Genomic DNA, 18,262 nt, shown 5'->3' on the forward strand with positions numbered 1-18,262 from the left:
CTGATGCAAATCGATACACTCTGGCCACATTGTCTGAATGAGCTTCAGCAAAACCTTGGCGCTAGTCAGTTTAATATCTGGATTAAGCCTTTAACGGCGCAAATGATTGATGAAACATTAGTCATTGCCGTGCCCAATCAGATTTTTTTACAGTTTATTCGTGATCGCTATCTTGGCATGATCGAGATGGCCGCGGCTAAACTATGTAATGGCGTACCGCCGCCGATTGAGCTTAAAGTCGGGCAAATGGCTGCGCCTGCGCCAAGAATGGCTGCGCCGGCAGCGAGTTCACCAGCTACCGCTTCGGGCGAGCCTGCCCAGTCGGCTGCGCCGGTTAAACAAAGCAAACGTTTTGACGCCAGTGGCGCTAGCCATGAAACCACGCGCTTAAATCCGTCCCATAGCTTTGATGCGTTGGTTACGGGTAAAGCTAATCAGGTGGCGCGCGCTGCGGCGATGCAAGTCGCTGAAAATCCCGGTGTGAGTTACAACCCGCTGTTTGTATATGGCGGCGTGGGCTTGGGTAAAACGCATTTGATCCAAGCGATTGGTAATTTTGTACACCAGCACAATCCGCAAGCCAAAATTCGCTATATTCATGCCGAGAAATACGTGCAAGACGTGGTGAAGGCGTATCAACACAAATCATTTGATGAGTTTAAGCGTTATTACCATTCGCTTGATCTGCTGCTGGTCGATGATATTCAGTTCTTCGTTGGCAAAGACCGCACGCAAGAAGAGTTTTTCTATCTATTCAATGCGCTGCTTGAAAGTGGTAAGCAAATTATTCTGACGTCGGACAAAATTCCGCGTGAGATTGATGGTCTGCAAGAGCGTTTAACCAGCCGTTTCTCTTGGGGTTTGATCGTGCCGATCGAGCCGCCAGAAACTGAAATGCGCGTGGCGATTTTGTTGAAAAAAGCCGAAGCCGAGCACTTTAAGCTCGACGCAAATGTCGCTTTCTTTATGGCAAAAAACATCCGCTCGAATGTGCGTGAACTCGAAGGCGCTCTCAAACGCGTGCTAGCGTATGTGCGCTTTACCAATCAACCGATTACGGTTGAGTCGGCCAAAGAAGCGTTGCGTGATATTTTGGCTTCTGGCAATCGCCAAGTGTCAGTCGAAAATATTCAGAAGACGGTCGCTGATTTTTACAAAATCAAAGTGGCCGATATGCACAGCAAAAAGCGCACCCGCGATATTGCGCGGCCACGACAAATGGCGATGACGCTGACCAAAGAATTAACCCAAATGAGTTTGCCAGCGATTGGCGATGCGTTTGGTGGTCGCGATCACACGACCGTTCTACATGCTTGCCGCACGATTGAAGAATTCCGCAAAAATGACAGCGAAATGGCGCATCAATACAGTGTGCTGCTGCAAATGTTGCGTTCTTGATTAGTACTACATACGGCACGCTTTCTAATTGATTGTGTTGGGTATTGCTTGCAGGGTATTGCTAATAATTGCCTGCGAGGCAATACCTGTATATTAAAAGCAGGTGCTGTATTGAGTTGGCCGCGCAGCGCTGAGCGATAGTGATTTTGCTGCGGCAAAGCTTTCGCATTCCTGATTTTAGGCTCGATTTGCGGTAGAATCGTGCAACTTTGTGATACATCTTAAAAACATTAAATGGGTGAGAGTAAATGCAACTGCTGCAAGCTGAACGCGATTCGCTCCTAAAACCACTGGCCACTGTAACGGGTATTGTCGAGCGTCGACACACTCTGCCAATTCTGTCGAATGTACTGATTAAAAAAGAGGGCGATGCGCTATCTTTTACCGGTACTGACTTAGAAATTCAAATTAGCAGCCAGCAAACCGAAGGCTTTTCGGGCGGTGATTTCGCGATTACCGTTGCGGCGAAAAAAATGTCCGACATTTTGCGGGCGATTCCTGATAAAACCGTTGTGTCGCTCGAAGAAGCCGAAGGCCGTTTGACCATCAAAGCAGGTAAAAGCCGCTTTGCTTTGCAAACGCTTCCTGCCGCTGATTTTCCTGAGCTAGCCGTTGATACCAATCTACGCGCCACAATTCGCTTGCCACAAGGCCAGCTCAAAGCTTTGTTGGGCCGCGTGCAATTTGCGATGGCGCACCAAGATATTCGTTATTACCTCAATGGCCTGTTTATGGTCACCGATGGTAATTTGTTGAAATTGGTGGCTACCGATGGTCACCGTTTGGGCTTTGTGTCGACTGAATTGGCCACATCGTTTGAGAAAAACGAAGTCATCTTGCCGCGTAAAACGATTCTTGAATTATTCAAATTGCTCGGTGATGTGGATGACGAAGTCACCATTGATATCGCCAGCAATCAAGTCAAATTCAGCTTTGGCAAAATCGTGATTCACAGCAAAGTGGTTGACGGTAAATTCCCCGACTACAACCGCGTGATTCCACAAAATAATGACAAATTGCTCACCGTAGATCGTCAGGCGCTATTGTCGTCGATGCAACGCGCAGCGATTTTGTCGAACGAAAAATTCCGTGGTGTTCGTTTGGTCTTGACCGACAGCACCCTGAAAATTTTGTGCAATAACAATGAGCAAGAAGAAGCCCAAGAAGAAGTTGAAGTGGGTTACAGCGGCGAGCCGCTCGATATCGGCTTTAACATTCAATATCTGCTCGATGTATTGACCAATTTATCGGTGGAAACCTTGCATTGCTACTTTGGCGATGTGAATTCCAGCGTATTGGTAACGATTCCAGATAATGAACACTTCAAATACATTGTGATGCCAATGCGTATCTAGAGGTGAGGCGTGAAAAAAAGCGTAGGGCGGTGTTCGCACCGCCGCGTTTTTTTGTGCACCTCACACCTTTCACCTCACATCTCTGATTTAAGAAGCCATGACCGAAGAAAAAAACCTCCCGCAAGCGCCAGAAAGTGCCCATTCCGCTGATTACGGTGCGGATAGTATCCGTATCTTGAAAGGTCTCGAAGCCGTTCGTAAACGCCCTGGTATGTATATTGGCGATACGCAAGATGGCTCTGGTTTGCACCACATGGTGTTCGAGGTACTGGACAACGCGATTGATGAAGCGTTGGCCGGCCACTGCGACACCATTCGCGTGATTATCCATGCTGATAGCTCGGTGAGTATCGAAGACAACGGTCGTGGTATTCCAACGCAAATCAAAGAAGACGACGAATTCAAACGCTCTGCTGCTGAAATCGTCATGACTGAATTGCATGCGGGCGGTAAGTTCGACCAAAACAGCTACAAAGTATCGGGTGGTTTGCACGGTGTGGGTGTTTCGGTAGTGAATGCGCTATCGGATTGGTTGCGCTTGACGATTCGTCGCGATGGTAAAAAACACTCAATGGAATTCCGCCTCGGTGAAGCGGTATCGCCATTGAAAGTCGTTGGTGACACTGAACGCCGTGGTACTGAAGTTCATTTTATGGCCTCAGTCGAAACCTTCGGTTTGGTTGAATTTCACTTTGAAATCTTGGCCAAACGGATTCGCGAACTTTCGTTCCTGAACAACGGCGTGAATATTCAGTTAATCGACCGCCGCACGGGCAAAGAAGAAACCTTTAATTACACCGGCGGTGTGAGTGGTTTTGTTGAATACGTGAACCGCACCAAGTCAGTACTGCACCCGCATATTTTTTATGCGATTGGTGACAAAGACGGCATGACGGTCGAAGTATCGATGCAATGGAACGACTCATATCAAGAATCGGTGCAATGCTTCACCAATAATATTCCGCAACGCGACGGTGGTAGCCACATGACCGCGCTGCGTCAAGTGATGACGCGTACGCTGAATCAATACATCGACAGCCACGACTTTGCCAAAAAAGCCAAAGTCGAAACCAGTGGCGATGATATGCGCGAAGGCTTGACCTGCGTGTTGTCGGTCAAAATGCCAGATCCGAAGTTCAGCAGCCAGACCAAAGATAAACTCGTTTCCAGCGAAATTGGCCCTGTGGTCAGTGAAGTCGTCAGCGGCGCATTGGCTGACTTCCTGATGGAAAATCCAATCGACGCCAAAATTATTTGCGGCAAAATCGTTGATGCTGCGCGCGCGCGTGAAGCGGCGCGTAAAGCGCGTGAAATCACCCGTCGTAAAGGCGTGTTGGATGGACTCGGCTTGCCAGGTAAATTGGCCGATTGCCAAGAAAAAGACCCCGCACTCTCTGAAATCTATCTGGTCGAGGGTGATTCCGCGGGTGGCTCAGCCAAGCAAGGCCGAGATCGTAAATTCCAAGCGATTTTGCCACTGAAAGGTAAAATCCTGAACGTTGAACGCGCGCGTTTTGACCGTATGCTCGCCAGCCAAGAAATCGGCACGCTGATCATGGCGCTCGGTTGTGGCATTGGTAAAGACGATTTCAATATCGAAAAACTGCGCTATCACCGCATCATCATCATGACCGACGCGGACGTGGATGGCTCGCATATCCGTACGCTGTTATTGACGTTCTTCTACCGCCAACTGCCAGAGCTGGTTGAGCGCGGCTATATCTATATCGCGCAACCGCCGCTGTTTAAAGTGAAACAAGGTAAAAACGAAACTTACCTTAAAGACGAACAAGAGCTCAAACAACATCTATTGCGCGCAGCAATGAATGGCGCTGAATTGATTCCTGCGGTTGGCGCAGCCAGCATCAGTGGCGAAACGCTCGAAACATTGGCGCGTCAATTCTTCACCACCGAAGCGATTATTGAACGCGAAAGCCGTTTCATCGACCCAATGGTCTTGAACGCCATGCTCACCATCGCGCCGATGGTGCTTGATGATGAAGCCAGCGCATTGGATGCGATTGCCCGCTTGAGCGCAGCAGTGAAACATCCGGCCTTTACCTTTGCAGCCGAATTGGTCGATGCCGGGTGGCAAATCCGCATCGAGCGCCGTTTGCATGGCGTGGTGACGATGCAATACATCGATTCCGACTTCATCTTGTCGGGCGACTACGCGCAAATTGCAAGAATGGCAGAATCGTTGATGGGCTTGGTTCAAGCCGACGCTATCATCCGCCGTGGCAACGCTGAGCAGCCAATTCGCAGCTTCAAAGAAGCGCTCGATTGGCTACTGGCCGAAGTCCGCCGCAATATGAGCATTCAGCGCTATAAAGGTCTGGGTGAAATGAATCCAGAACAGCTCTGGGAAACCACGATGGACGTCACCGTTCGCCGCTTGTTGAAAGTCACCATCGGCGACGCCATCGCTGCCGATGAAGTCTTTACGACTTTAATGGGCGACCAAGTTGAACCGCGCCGTCAATTCATCGAACAAAATGCGCTAGTGGCACGGAACCTCGACGTTTAGAAAATTTTTTTAGTAAATATGAAAAGGCCACCGATGTTCGGTGGCTTTTTATTTGTTTGGGTATAGATATATGGTCCTTGCATTATAAGGTCTGCGTGGTGATACACATTGGGTTGTCTTTCGTGCTGTAGGGATTTTCGCACCCTACAGGACTAAAATATTGGAGATTGATAGAGATGTTTACAGGGCAAAAAGAAAGTGATCAATACATATATCACTATACGAAAGCTGAAACGGCCATTGAATTTATACTTGAAAATAAAAACTTAAGACTTTCTCCTTTTGCGAAGACTAATGATCCAAAAGAAACAAAGGATTGGTTTTTTATACCGGGAACTAATCAAGGTAGGAATTTAGATAAATATACTCCAGAATATTTATCTAAAGTGCTTAATCCAACATTAAAGCAAAAGACTAATTTGCTCTGCTTTTCTACTGATAAGAATCTCACAGGAAATCATCTGACTGATATGCCCAATAGAGGGTTTTGTAAGCCTAGAATGTGGGCGCAGTATGGGGGGAATCATACTGGAGTTTGTTTGATATTCGATACACTACAATTTAGCGACATCTTCTACGAACAGTTTTCAAATAAAGATTGCTCTTCTGGAATGGTTAATTATCAAGATAGATTGATTGATTGATTGATGAAATCCAGCTGGAGCAGGCCTTTATAGTTAATGTGGATAGCTTGGAAGAAAGTAGGGCTGATGATTATGCTTTAAATCATTTACGTAAGTTTGAAAAACGATTCTATTTTGAAAAATCAACTGATTGGAGAAATGAAGATGAATTTCGTTTTGTTGTTTTCGATTGTGCAGATGAACTGTACTTTGAATATAAACATTCTTTGAGTGGAATTATGTTTGGTGCAGACTGTACAGATGAAGATATATCTAAAGTTTGCAGCTTAACAAAACATTTAGGTCTTCAATATCAACAGCTAAAATGGAGGAATTGCACTCCGTGGTTTGATTTTGGGCGAACTAAGTGGCTGTAGAATTTTTTCCATGTAGGCCACTTAGTTTTATAAACCCGCGCTCATTTTAATTTTTGAAATCGTAATCTGATTGGCGGATTACGCCTAAAGGCTAACCCGCCCTACGATTCAATAATCATGAATGTATACCAATGTAGCCAATACTATTTAATAGCTACATGGCAATACCTATACAACCCGCTGGGCTGCGCAGGCTTAGCGCCAGCCTACCAGCCCCACTTACCACATTAGCTAGATTTAGCCGCCGCCTTCGCCCGCGCAGCATGCAGCTTTTTGTAGCTGTCGATCAGGCGATGATGTCGATCTAGCCCTTCGAGGTTCATGCTGGTTGGCATGAGTCCGTAAAAGCGGATGCTGCCGTCGATCGAGCCGATCACTGCATCGATACGTTCGTTACCAAACATACGACGGAAATTGACTTCAAAGTCGGCAAATTCCAGCTCTTCATCCATTTCCACTTCGAGCACGACATTGAGCGCTTGATAAAATAGTACGCGATCAAGCGTGTTGTCGTTGTATTGCAAGAACGCGCCAATCAGCTCGTGGGCTTCACGGTATTGATGTAGTGCCAGATGAATTTGTAGTTTCAGCTCCAGCACGGTGAGCTGGCCCCAAACGGTATTTTCGTCAAAGTCGATGCCGATCAAATCAGAAACATCCGAATAATCGCCCAGCTCGTGTTCTTCTAAGCGCTGTAGTAGCGAATACAAACGCACATCGCTCAAACGATGCAGATTCAAAATATCTTCGCGGAACAGCAGTGCTTTATTGGTGTTGTCCCACACCAAATCGTCGATGGGGTAAATTTCGGAATAATCGGGCACCAAAATGCGGCAAGCTTTCGCGCCCAATTCGTCGTACACCGCCATATAGGCTTCTTTGCCGATGTCGGCCAGAATGCCGAACAAGGTCGCGGCTTCTTCGGCATTTGAGTTTTCGCCTTGACTTGAGAAATCCCAATCAACGAATTCGTAATTGGATTTCGCACTGAAGAAACGCCATGACACCACACCGCTGGAATCGATGAAATGCTCGACAAAGTTATTCGGTTCGCGCAGTGCTTGGCTTTCCAAGGTCGGGCGTGGCAAGTCGTTCATGCCTTCAAAGCTGCGGCCTTGCAGCAACTCGGTTAGGCTGCGCTCGATGGCGACTTCCAAGCTCGGATGCGCGCCGAATGAGGCAAACACACCGCCAGTGCGCGGGTTCATTAGCGTGACGCACATCACCGGATATTGGCCGCCGAGTGAGGCGTCTTTGACTAGAATTGGGAAGCCTTGCTCTTCGAGGCCTTTAATTCCCGCCACAATGCTTGGGTATCTCGCCAGTACATCTTGCGGCACATCGGGCAGTGCGATTTCGCCTTCTAAAATTTCGCGTTTTACGGCGCGCTCGAAGATTTCTGATAGGCACTGTACTTGCGCTTCGGCCACGGTATTGCCCGCGCTCATACCATTACTAACGAACAAGTTTTCAATCAAATTGCTGGGGAAATACACCGTTTCGCCATCCGACTGACGCACAAACGGTAGAGAGCAAATACCGCGCTCGGTATTGCCGGAGTTGGTGTCATACAGATGAGTACCTAATAACTCGTCATCGGGATTGAAAATCGGTAAGCAATAGTCGTCCAGAATCTCGGTTGGCAATTCACCATTCGGGCCCGGCTGAAACCAGCGCTCGCTCGGGTGATGTACAAACTCGGCGTTGGCGATGTCGCTACCCCAGAATGAGCCTGCGTAGAAATAGTTGCAGCTAATTCGCTCGATATACTCGCCCAAGGCCGAGGCCAAAGCGCTTTCTTTGCTCGAACCTTTGCCGTTGGTAAAACACATCGGCGAGTGCGCGTCGCGAATATGCAGCGACCACACATTGGGCACAATATTGCGCCACGAGGCGATTTCGATTTTGATGCCCAAGTCAGCCAGCAAGCCCGACATATTGGCGATGGTTTGCTCCAGCGGTAAATCTTTGCCGAGGATATAGGTGGCCGCGTCCAACGAGGGATTGAGCGTGAGCAGCGCTTGCGCATCGGCGTCGAGGTTCTCGACTTCTTCAATGACAAATTCAGGACCCGTTTGCACGACTTTTTTAACTGTGCAGCGATCAATCGAGCGCAAAATCCCTTGGCGATCTTTGGCGGAAATATCGGCAGGTAACTCGACCTGAATCTTGAAAATCTGCTGGTAGCGGTTTTCTGGATCGACAATATTATTTTGCGACAGGCGAATATGCTCGGTCGAAATCCCGCGCGTTTCGCAGTACAACTTCACAAAATACGCCGCACACAGCGCTGATGAAGCCAAAAAGTAATCAAACGGCCCCGGCGCAGAGCCGTCGCCTTTGTAGCGAATCGGCTGATCAGCAATCACCGTAAAGTCGTCGAACTTGGCTTCGAGGCGCAGCTTGTCGAGAAAGTTAACCTTAATTTCCATGGGGAATTCCAAAAATGCTTCAAATTGAGTTGGGCGCTATTATCCGGTTTTTTCCCATTGCAGTCCTGAGCTAATCGACGATGGCCGCTAATCGGCAGCCTGATGGATGAGTTTTATTCAGTATTTAATTGAGCATTTACCTCAACGTACCGAATGGTTTTTGAAATATTCCAAGTATGTAATTTTTCAATTTATTGAAGTAGAGAGATGAAAGGTTCATTGCTTGCCATTTTAGCCCCCCGCACTTACAAATAAATATTACGAACCGCTGGGTGAATAAAATGACAATCAAAGGCAAACTCATCGTTTTGAGTGCAGGACTATTAATACTCATGATGCTTATGGGCATTTTGGCGCTGCAAAGCTTGGAAAAAACCAATGCAGCCTTTGAGATGACGTATCGAGATCGCATCTTGCCGTTGGCTGAATTGAAAATTGTGGCTGATAAATATGCGGTTGATATCGTTGACACCACCCATAAAGCCAATCATCAGATCTTTACATTTGATGAGGCGCTTCGTGGCATTAGTGCTGCGCAAGCCAAAATTCAAACTGAATGGCAGGCCTACAGCAGTACTGCAATGACGCCAGATGAAGCAGGCATGGTGAAAGCCACGCTGGCTAGCATGCAGCTAGCTGATCGAGAAATTGATCGCTTGGAGCAAATTTTGGCAAGTAAAGATGCTGAGGCGCTCAATCAATTTGCACGCACCGCACTGTATCCAGCGATTGATCCCGTCTCTGAACACATTTCTAAATTAGTCGAATTGCAATTGAGCGAAGCGAAAAAAAACTTTGAATTGGCGCAAGGTGATTTTGCCAATACTCGCATGCTGACGATTGGCTTTATTGTGGTGGCGCTGCTGTTTGGTGCGCTGTTTTCTGCTTGGGTTATTTTGGGGATGACCAAAAAAATCAATGCTTTACGTGATCAATTAAATCGAGCAACCGAGCATCAAGATTTAACTGTGCGTGTTGCCGTGCATGGCAACGATGAAATCGACACGATTGCGCTCGCCTACAATCAGCTCTCGGGCACGATGCAAGATTTGGTGAGTAATGTGGCACAAGCGATTGAAACGGTATCGCGCGAAACTGCAAATCTGGCGAGCACGAGCGATCAGGTTTCTAAGGCAACGCATCTGGGGGCCGAATCGACGAGCTCGATGGCCGCTGCCGTCGAGCAAATGACGGTGGCCATTAGTCATGTGGCCGACAATGCCGAAGATGCGCGTCGTATTGGCCAAGCGACCTTAAGGCGTGTGGCCGATGGCGGCAGCTCTATCCGGCAAACCGTCATCGAAATTCGCCACATTGACCATGAAGTGGCCGATGCCGCTAGCAAAGTGGCAATGCTGGGGGCCGACGCCGATAAAATTAGCTCGGTGGTAGGGGTGATTAAAGAAGTGGCCGATCAAACGAATTTGCTTGCCTTGAATGCGGCCATCGAGGCGGCCCGAGCGGGTGAGCAGGGCCGAGGTTTTGCCGTGGTCGCCGATGAAGTTCGTAAATTAGCCGAGCGAACCGCTGCTGCCACTGTTGATATTCAGCAAATGGTGACCCGAATTGATGAGGCCAGTAAACAAGCCGTCTATGCCAGCAATGCGACGGTACAGCGCGCACATGATTGCGCCAGTGTGGCTGATGAGGCCGGTTTGGCGATTGCTGAAATTAATCAGGATGTGGAGCGCGAAGATCATGCGATTCGTAATATTGCTGAAGCGCTCAATGAGCAAAAATCCAGTACACAGTTGATTGCGCAGCAGGTCGAGCAAGTGGCACAAATGACCGAAGAAAACACATCTGCCGTGCAAAGCATGAGCCAATCGGCCGCTTTGCTGGAAAAAATGACGCAAAGTTTGCAAACTGAGGTGAATTTATTTCGCTACCGCTCAAGCTAATGGTGACTGAGTGGCTAGCATACGAAAGCGTTGAGCGTTGCTTAAGAGCGGCAGTCACTTTTTGACTGCCGCTGATTGTGTGGATTATTCGTATCGAGTTTTAGATTCCGTTTAAGCGTAGCCACCTAAATCAGCTAAGCTCACGCACATTGCGCTGCGAATAAAGGGAGTAAGACAATGAAAAATATATTAGTCGTATCGGTAATTGGGCAAGACAAACCGGGTTTGGTAGAGCAATTGGCGGCGGTGATTTCGCAGCAGCAGGGCAATTGGCTGGAGTCGTCATTTTCCCGTTTGGCGGGGCAGTTTGCTGGGATTGTGAAAGTGGCCGTGAAGGGCGATGGCGCTCTGCTGCTAGCGGCCTTGCAAGCCTTGCCTGGCTTGGATGTTCGTGGTGTGTTGGATGCTGAGTTGGCGGATGAGAACGACGCGTCTTTGCAAAGCGTGGCACTCACACTGGTGGGGCACGATCGAATTGGTATCGTCAAAGACGTGTCGACTATTTTGGCTGGCTTTGGCGTCAACGTTGAAAAGCTCGAAACATGGCTCGATAGCGCACCGATGTCGGGTGAAATGATGTTTCATGCGCAAGCGCTGCTCTCTGCACCAATCAGCGTAGATCTAGGCCATGTACGCCGCGATTTAGAAGCGATTGCCGATGATTTAATGGTCGAGTGGGCTGACTAATGTGGACTAGTCGGCTCTTGGCGCTATGCTTTGCAGTGAGCGTGAGCTCGCTGCTGGCGCAGCCTTTGGTGATGGTGGTGGAAAGCTACCATCCAGAAAACGGCTGGGATCGGGAATACTTGCAAGGCTTGCGGAGTAAACTCGATGGCGTGGCAGAGCTCGATTACATTGCGCTAGATACCAAGCGTTTACCGACCAGAGAGCACTTAGAGCAAGCAGAATTGGCCTTGCATGAGATTCAGCAAAAAAAGCCCAAACTCGTCGTACTCGGCGATGACGCTGCGCTCGCCTTATTGGGTTCACACTTGGCGCGAATGAAAATGCCAGTGGTGTTTTTGGGGGTGAATGCAGATCCAAAGCGCTACTTTTCTGGCCCATGGCCTGCCAGCGTCACGGGGGTTTTAGAGCGGCCTCTTTATCAACAAAATGTAGATTTGATTCGCACGGTACGCGGCGCGGACTGCCGGATTTTGGTGTTGCTAGATCAAGATCGTTCTTCATTTATTCTGCAAGATGACCTAAAAAAGTTGAAACTGCGCGGCGTCGATGTGGTGTTAATTGGAACGTTTGCCGACTGGCAAGCCAAGGTGAAGAGCGCCAATCAGCAATACGATGCTATTTTGCTGGGGACGTATCAGGCTTTGACTGCGGCAGATTTGCAGCATGTTGATGCTGAAAAGGTTTTGCAATGGACGTCCGAGCATAGCCCCGTGCCCTTGTTTGGCTTTTGGGATTTTGCGATTGGCCGTCAGGCGGCGGCGGGGGGCATGGTGTTGTCTGGCTTTGAACATGGTGCTGCAGCGGGAAAAATGGCGCGTTCCTTATTGCAATTGCCGCAAGCCAATATGCCGATCCAGCTCAGTAGCCCTGGTCATTTAGTGTTTAGTCGCGCTAAAGTTACTCACTGGCAGCTGAATATCCCGCCTTCATTGCAAAAAAGAATAAGTTGGCAACCTTAATTTCTGCTTTCTGCTAGCTTGGAGTAAATTGTCGGTATTGCGCTTTTTCTGGGTTTGCCGTCATGTCTTTTCGTTCTTTCACGTGGGGCTTGCTGTTGTCTATTTCGACTGCGGCCAGCTTTGCTGCCAGTGTTTCTCAATTTTCCCCGCAAAATGAAGTCGCCAAAGTGCAGCAAGTGCGCGCGACGTTTTCTGCGCCGATGATCAAGTTTGGCGATTTATCCGCTGCTGCGCCGTTTGATGTGGTGTGCCCCGTGAAAGGCAATGCGCGTTGGCTCGATGATAAATCGTGGGTGATGGATTTCTCAGGCGAAATGCCAGCCGCGACGCAATGCAGTTTCAAGGTCAAGGCAGGGCTTAAAGCGCAAAATGGCGAGCCGATTACCGGCAAAACGCAATTTAGCTTTCATACTGGCGCACCCATCATCACACGCTCGTGGCCTGACAATGGCACTGGTGTGGCCGATGATAGTGCTGAATATGCCAGTGGCGGCATCGCTGAGGATCAAGCCTTTGTCTTGCAATACAACGGCGCGGCGCCGGCAAGCAGCCAGCATTTATTCTGCCAAGTCGCAGGCCAAGCCGAACGCTTGCCGATGAAACGGCTTAGTGGCGACGATAAAGCGACTTTGCTGAAGCACTTTAATTTGCAAAAAATGGCCTCGCAAGTCGATGTCGTGCAGTGCGCGCAGCGTTTGCCTGCCAATACCAAGGTCGTTTTGATCAACTCCCGTCCCGGTAGTCGTGACCCGCAATTACTCAATTTCAAAGTCGAGCCAGAATTTACCGCTAATTTTTCGTGCGAACGTCAGAATGCATCATCGGGATGTATTCCCTTCAAAGACTTCAGGCTTAATTTCTCTAGGCCTATACCCCGTAGTTTGGCTGAAAAAATCATTTTGAAATCGGCCAGCGGCGAAGCCAAACCTTATTTTAGTCAGGACGAAAGCAGCGGCATTAGCGAGTATGTGCGTTTCAAAGGCCCATTTACCGCCGAGGCTGAATTTGAAATCAAATTACCGAGTGAGCTGAGCAAAGAGCTCAAAAATGGCGATGCGTTTCCGCTCAAAATCAAAACGGCAGATTATCCACCCTTAGCCAAATTTTCCGCTGCGCCATTTGGGATTTTGGAACTCAATGCCGATCCCGCATTACCCGTCACTTTGCGCCATATTGAAGCCGATATGCCGATTAAATCGGCCAAAATCGGCGGAAGTTCGCTGACCTTGAAAGATGATCAGGCGATGATGGCTTGGTTGGCCAAAGTGAATTATTACGATGAAAATATCATTCCCATCAATGGTAAAGATGTAGAAACGCGTCGCCTGAGCCTACTCAAAACTGAAAAATCTGCGGTCAATTTGAGCTTGCCCGGCGCGCCAGATAGCAAAGGAAAATGGCCGTTTGAAGTCGTTGGCATTCCGCTTAAAACGCCCGGCCTGCACATCGTCGAGCTGGAGTCGCGCGTGCTGGGCAAAACGCTACTCGATAGCAATAAACCGATGTATGTGCGCACCGCTGCGCTGGTCACAAATTTAGCGGTGCACTTCAAACACAGCAAAGAAAACGCAGCGGTGTGGGTGACGACACTTGATACCGCTAAACCCGTCGTTGGAGCCAAAATCGCCGTGTATAACTGCGCGGCGGAGCTGTTGTGGCAAGGCAAAACGGGCGCGAATGGCGCGGCGCTGATTCCGCAATTCTTGAAAGAGAAATCGTGCAACAGTCGCAGTTTGGCGGGATTTTTAATCACCGCTCGTAAAACTGATACCAAAGGCGTGGAAGACGTCTCGTTCGCTCGTTCAACGTGGAATCAAGGCATAGAAAGCTGGCGCTTCCCCGTGCAAACGATTTACGGTGATCAGCCTGCGCTGCGCGCGCACACGGTGTTTGACCGAACGCTATTCCGCGCTGGCGAAACGGTGTCGATGAAACACGTGATTCGTGTTGAGAATTCCAAAGGTTTTGCCTTGCCGAAACCAAGCCAGCTGCCCACCGAATTAACGATTACTCACGATGGCAGCGGTCAAGAGTTCAAATTCCCTCTGACGTGGCGCAATGGGCGTTACGCTGAATCGACTTATGCGATTCCAGCTAATGCCAAGCTCGGCGCGTATTCATTGAAGTTAAGCAAAAAAGGTGCTCGCAATACCTCTGGGGGGGATGAGGATGCAGGCTATGATCAGGATGGCATTACGTTATATACCGGCACATTCCGCGTTGAAGAATTCCGTTTGCCTGTGATGCGGGGGCAAATCAGTTTTGATAACAAGGCCACAATTGCACCGCAAGCTTTAGCGTTATCGCTGGCGATGAGCTACGGCAACGGCGGCGCAGCCAAAGCCTTGCCAGTGAGCGTTAGCTCGATGCTGCGTGAGCGTTATGGCCGCCCTGAAGGTTTTGATGGTTTTAGTTTTTACGCGCCAGAATTGCAACGCGATGCAAAAACACCCTCGCTCGACGGCAAAGTGGTTCTGAATAAAGCCGCCGTGGTGCTCGATGGCAATGGCGCAGGCAAGGTCAACATTGCTAATTTGCCGCCCATCAGCAAACCGACCGATTTAGTCGCTGAGGCCACGTACACAGATCCGAATGGCGAAGTGCAAACGATTTCGCGTACCGTGACCCTGTGGCCTGCTGCTGTGCAAATTGGCGTGCAAGTCGAGGATTGGGCTGCGGTTGGTAAGACCGTCGCGATGAAAGCGGTGGTGGTCGATACCAATAATAAGCCCGTTGCAGGCCGAGAAGTGAAGGTGAGCGCGGTGCGGCATAGCTATTTATCGACGCGCAAGCGTTTGGTCGGCGGTTTTTATGCTTATGAAAGCGAAGAAAAAACCGAAGACTTGGGCGAGGTCTGCAGCGGTAAAAGCGATGCGCGCGGTTTGGTATTTTGCGATGTCGAGCTGAAAGACGAAGGCCGTATTGAACTGATCGCGCAAACCAGTGATGCCGAAAAACGCAAAGTGAGTGCTGCGCAAACGGTGTGGGTGAGCCGCCAAAATGAAATGTGGTTTGATGGCGAAAACAACGACCGCATCGACGTCGTGCCAGAAAAACCATCGTATCAACCGGGTGAAACGGCCACGTTCCAAGTGCGAATGCCATTTAGAACCGCCACCGCGTGGGTCGCGATTGAGCGCGAAGGCGTCATTGAAACCAAGGTCATCGAACTATCAGGTAAAAATCCAACTTTTGAGCTGCCAATAGCCAGTGCTTGGGCACCGAATGTGTATGTGTCGGTGCTGGCCGTGCGTGGCCGCGTGCGCGATGTGCCGTGGTATTCCTTCTTTACTTGGGGCTGGAAAGCGCCGAGCGAATGGTGGGATGCGTATTGGAATGAAGGCGGCGACTTTCAAGCGCCAACGGCGATGGTCGACTTATCCAAACCAGCCTTTAAATATGGCCTTGCACAAATCAAAGTCGGCGAAGCCGCGCATAAATTGCAGGTTAGCGTGACGGCTGATAAGCCGGTGTACAGCATCCGCAAAACCGCGCAAGTCAAAGTGCAAGTCAAACTCCCTAATGGCAAACCTGCGCCCGCAGGGACAGAGGTGATGTTTGCCGCTGTAGACGAGTCGCTGCTTGAGCTGCAGCCCAATACATCGTGGAATTTGCTCGATGCGATGTTGCAGCAGCGAGCTTACGGTGTTGAAACTGCCACCGCGCAGCAAGAAGTGATCGGTAAACGTCATTTTGGCCGCAAAGCCTTGCCACCCGGAGGTGGTGGTGGTGTCGCACCAACGCGTGAATTGCTCGATACGCTGTTAGTTTGGCAACCGAAACTCATCCTTGATGCTAACGGCAGCGCAACGATTGCTGTGCCGCTGAATGATGCGTTGACCAAGTTTAAACTCGTCGCCGTTGCCGAAGTGGGCGCGGGGCAATTTGGCACGGGCAGCACCTCAATTGCGGTGACGCAAGACTTGCAACTCACCGCTGGACTGCCGCCACTAGTGCGTGAAGGCGATCAGTTTGCGGCGATGACGACGATTCGCAATGGCAGCAGTCGCGCAATGAAAGTAGCGGTGAGCGCGCAAGCGGCTGGCTTGAATTTGAATCCGCAAACGCTCGATATCGGCGCGGGTGAAGCGCGTGAAGTGAGTTGGCCGGTGAGGGTGCCGATGGGGGTGAGCAAGCTGGATTGGGTGATTTCCGCCACCGAGCAGGGCGGTGAAAAAGCCGTTGATAAACTGGCGCACAGCCAGCAAGTCGAGCCAGCGATTCCAGTCACAGTGCAGCAAGCCTCGCTGCGTCGCCTTGATACGCCAGTGACGATGCCGGTTGCCTTGCCACCTAATGCACAAGCAGGGCGTGGTGGTATCAATCTGCAATTCCAAGCCAAACTCACGCGTGACATGCCTGCCGTGCGCGAGTGGTTCTTGAAATATCCGTATGTGTGCTTAGAGCAAAAAGCCTCGGTCGCGATGGGTCTGCAAGACAAAGCCCGTTGGGAAAAAATCATGCAGGAATTGCCGCTGTATCTCGATTCCGATGGCTTGGCGATGTATTACCCACCACGCGAGGGCAGTGGTGCGAAGGGCTACGATTCTCTAACCGCCTACATCCTGAGCGCGGCACACGAAGCGGGCTATGCAATCCCCGATGCCTCGCGCGATGCGATGCTCAAAGGCTTAACGCAATTTGTCGAAGGCCGAATCAAACGCGATTTCTGGTCGCCGCGCCCTGATTTGGATGCGCGTTATCTTGCTGCGTTTGATGCGCTGGCAAGATATGGCCGCTTTGCGCCGCGTCAGTTAGCGGTGCTCAATATCCAGCCGCAAACATGGACGACGGCGATGTTGGTTGATTGGTTGTCGCTATTGCAACGCGCCCCGACCTTGCCCGATCGCGCTGCTCGTTTGGCAGAAGCCGAACAAATCCTGCGCGGCCGCCTCACTTACCAAGGCACGCGTATGGTGTTCTCGACCGAACGTGACGATTACTGGTGGTGGCTGATGAATAACGGCGACGTCAACGCAGCGCGCCTGATTTTGGCCGTACGCGAGTTACCGACTTGGAAAGAAGATGTGCCGAAAATGTTGACGGGTCTGCTTGGCCGCCAACAGCGCGGCGTGTGGTGGACCACCAATGCCAATGTATGGGGTACGCTTGCTGTGGCCTCATTTAGCAAAAACTTCGAGGCAATACCTGTGACTGGCCAAGCGAAAGCGACCTTGGCCGACGTGAATAAATCTGCCGTATGGGGAACGACTGATCCGGCTCCGGTCATGTTGCCGTGGCCAGTGAAAACGACGAACTTGAGCATCACGCAGCAAGGCACCGGCGCGCCGTGGGTGACAGTGCAAGCACTCGCCGCCGTCGCGCTCAAAGCGCCGCAAGTCGCGGGTTACAGCATCAAGAAAACGCTAACGCCAGTTGAGCCAAAAGTCGCCGGCCAATATAGCCGAGGCGACGTTGTGCGCGTGACGCTGGAAATCGACGCGCAAGCGGATATGACGCAAGTCGTCGTTGACGACCCCATCCCCGCTGGCGCGACGATTTTAGGTAACGGCCTAGGGCGCGATTCGGCGATTGCAACGCAGGGCGAAAAACGCAGCGGCTGGGCATGGCCCGATTTCGAAGAACACCGCTTTGCCGGCTACCGCGCCTATTACAGCTACGTGCCACGCGGTAAGTTTGCAGTTGAATATACGGTGCGCTTGAACAACGCCGGTACTTTCCAGATGCCACCAAGCCGAGTCGAAGCGATGTACGCGCCAGATGTATTCGGCGCTAGTCCAAATGCGGCGATGGTGGTGAAGTGATTGATGAATGTAGATAGGTGGAGCCGGTTTTGGCGATACCCATCGTTTTGGGATTGATGGGTATCGCTGCGCTCTATTTATCACGCACTGCAGTAACTCCTTCCCTCTTGACGGGGGAAGGTTGGGATGGTGGTGTAAATGTTTGATTTGACGATAAATTCAAAGTTTCACCCTCTCCCTCACCCTAGCCCTCTCCCGTCAAGGGAGAGGGGATAAAAGCGATTCCACGACTCAATAA

Annotated in this window: 10 protein-coding genes; 9 read left to right on the forward strand and 1 reads right to left on the reverse strand. The window is 50.2% G+C overall.

Annotated features, from left to right (window positions below; all coding sequences use genetic code 11):
* The 5 genes from dnaA to K4H28_RS00025 all read left to right on the forward strand — a co-directional run bounded on the left by dnaA (nucleotide 1) and on the right by K4H28_RS00025 (nucleotide 6,280).
* Entirely contained in the window at nucleotides 1-1,398 is a 1,398-nt protein-coding gene (gene dnaA / locus K4H28_RS00005) for a chromosomal replication initiator protein DnaA (RefSeq protein WP_221008083.1), read from the forward strand.
* A gap of 248 nt (nucleotides 1,399-1,646) precedes the next feature.
* Nucleotides 1,647-2,753: a DNA polymerase III subunit beta gene (gene dnaN / locus K4H28_RS00010; protein WP_221006244.1), complete on the forward strand. Its 1,107-nt coding sequence runs from the start codon at nucleotides 1,647-1,649 to the stop codon at nucleotides 2,751-2,753.
* Nucleotides 2,754-2,850: 97 nt separating this feature from the next.
* Nucleotides 2,851-5,280, forward strand: a complete 2,430-nt coding sequence (gene gyrB, locus K4H28_RS00015) for a DNA topoisomerase (ATP-hydrolyzing) subunit B (protein ID WP_221006245.1) — start codon at nucleotides 2,851-2,853, stop codon at nucleotides 5,278-5,280.
* A gap of 176 nt (nucleotides 5,281-5,456) precedes the next feature.
* Entirely contained in the window at nucleotides 5,457-5,924 is a 468-nt protein-coding gene (locus K4H28_RS00020; protein WP_221006246.1) for a DUF2971 domain-containing protein, read from the forward strand.
* A complete protein-coding gene (locus K4H28_RS00025) occupies nucleotides 5,921-6,280 on the forward strand; it encodes a hypothetical protein (protein WP_221006247.1) in 360 nt (119 codons plus the stop codon). The genes K4H28_RS00020 and K4H28_RS00025 overlap by 4 nt, the downstream gene beginning before the upstream one ends.
* Nucleotides 6,281-6,507: 227 nt before the next feature.
* Here the strand turns inward: K4H28_RS00025 and K4H28_RS00030 are convergent, their stop codons facing one another.
* Nucleotides 6,508-8,712, reverse strand: a complete 2,205-nt coding sequence (locus tag K4H28_RS00030) for an OsmC domain/YcaO domain-containing protein (protein WP_221006248.1) — start codon at nucleotides 8,710-8,712, stop codon at nucleotides 6,508-6,510.
* Nucleotides 8,713-8,993: 281 nt separating this feature from the next.
* Between K4H28_RS00030 and K4H28_RS00035 the strand changes: the two genes are divergently transcribed.
* From K4H28_RS00035 to K4H28_RS00050, 4 genes are all read left to right on the forward strand, one after another.
* Nucleotides 8,994-10,613, forward strand: a complete 1,620-nt coding sequence (locus K4H28_RS00035; protein WP_221006249.1) for a methyl-accepting chemotaxis protein — start codon at nucleotides 8,994-8,996, stop codon at nucleotides 10,611-10,613.
* A gap of 177 nt (nucleotides 10,614-10,790) precedes the next feature.
* On the forward strand, nucleotides 10,791-11,300 hold the full coding sequence (locus K4H28_RS00040; RefSeq protein ID WP_221006250.1) for a glycine cleavage system transcriptional repressor: 510 nt from the start codon (nucleotides 10,791-10,793) through the stop codon (nucleotides 11,298-11,300).
* Nucleotides 11,300-12,259, forward strand: coding sequence for an ABC transporter substrate-binding protein (locus K4H28_RS00045; protein ID WP_221006251.1), 960 nt, complete (start codon nucleotides 11,300-11,302; stop codon nucleotides 12,257-12,259). The genes K4H28_RS00040 and K4H28_RS00045 overlap by 1 nt, the downstream gene beginning before the upstream one ends.
* A 62-nt stretch (nucleotides 12,260-12,321) precedes the next feature.
* Nucleotides 12,322-18,024 carry an alpha-2-macroglobulin family protein gene (locus K4H28_RS00050; RefSeq protein ID WP_221006252.1) on the forward strand — a complete coding sequence of 1,901 codons (5,703 nt, stop codon included), beginning with the start codon at nucleotides 12,322-12,324 and terminating at the stop codon, nucleotides 18,022-18,024.
* Nucleotides 18,025-18,262 lie beyond the last annotated feature (238 nt).

The organism is Deefgea tanakiae (assembly GCF_019665765.1).
Taxonomy (GTDB): domain Bacteria; phylum Pseudomonadota; class Gammaproteobacteria; order Burkholderiales; family Chitinibacteraceae; genus Deefgea; species Deefgea tanakiae.

Coding starts and splice junctions, on each gene's coding strand:
- dnaN (WP_221006244.1), top strand. CDS start 1,647: ATGCAACTGCTGCAAGCTGAACGCGATTCGCTCCTAAAACCACTGGCC.
- gyrB (WP_221006245.1), top strand. CDS start 2,851: ATGACCGAAGAAAAAAACCTCCCGCAAGCGCCAGAAAGTGCCCATTCC.
- K4H28_RS00020 (WP_221006246.1), top strand. CDS start 5,457: ATGTTTACAGGGCAAAAAGAAAGTGATCAATACATATATCACTATACG.
- K4H28_RS00030 (WP_221006248.1), bottom strand. CDS start 8,712: ATGGAAATTAAGGTTAACTTTCTCGACAAGCTGCGCCTCGAAGCCAAG.
- K4H28_RS00035 (WP_221006249.1), top strand. CDS start 8,994: ATGACAATCAAAGGCAAACTCATCGTTTTGAGTGCAGGACTATTAATA.
- K4H28_RS00040 (WP_221006250.1), top strand. CDS start 10,791: ATGAAAAATATATTAGTCGTATCGGTAATTGGGCAAGACAAACCGGGT.
- K4H28_RS00045 (WP_221006251.1), top strand. CDS start 11,300: ATGTGGACTAGTCGGCTCTTGGCGCTATGCTTTGCAGTGAGCGTGAGC.
- K4H28_RS00050 (WP_221006252.1), top strand. CDS start 12,322: ATGTCTTTTCGTTCTTTCACGTGGGGCTTGCTGTTGTCTATTTCGACT.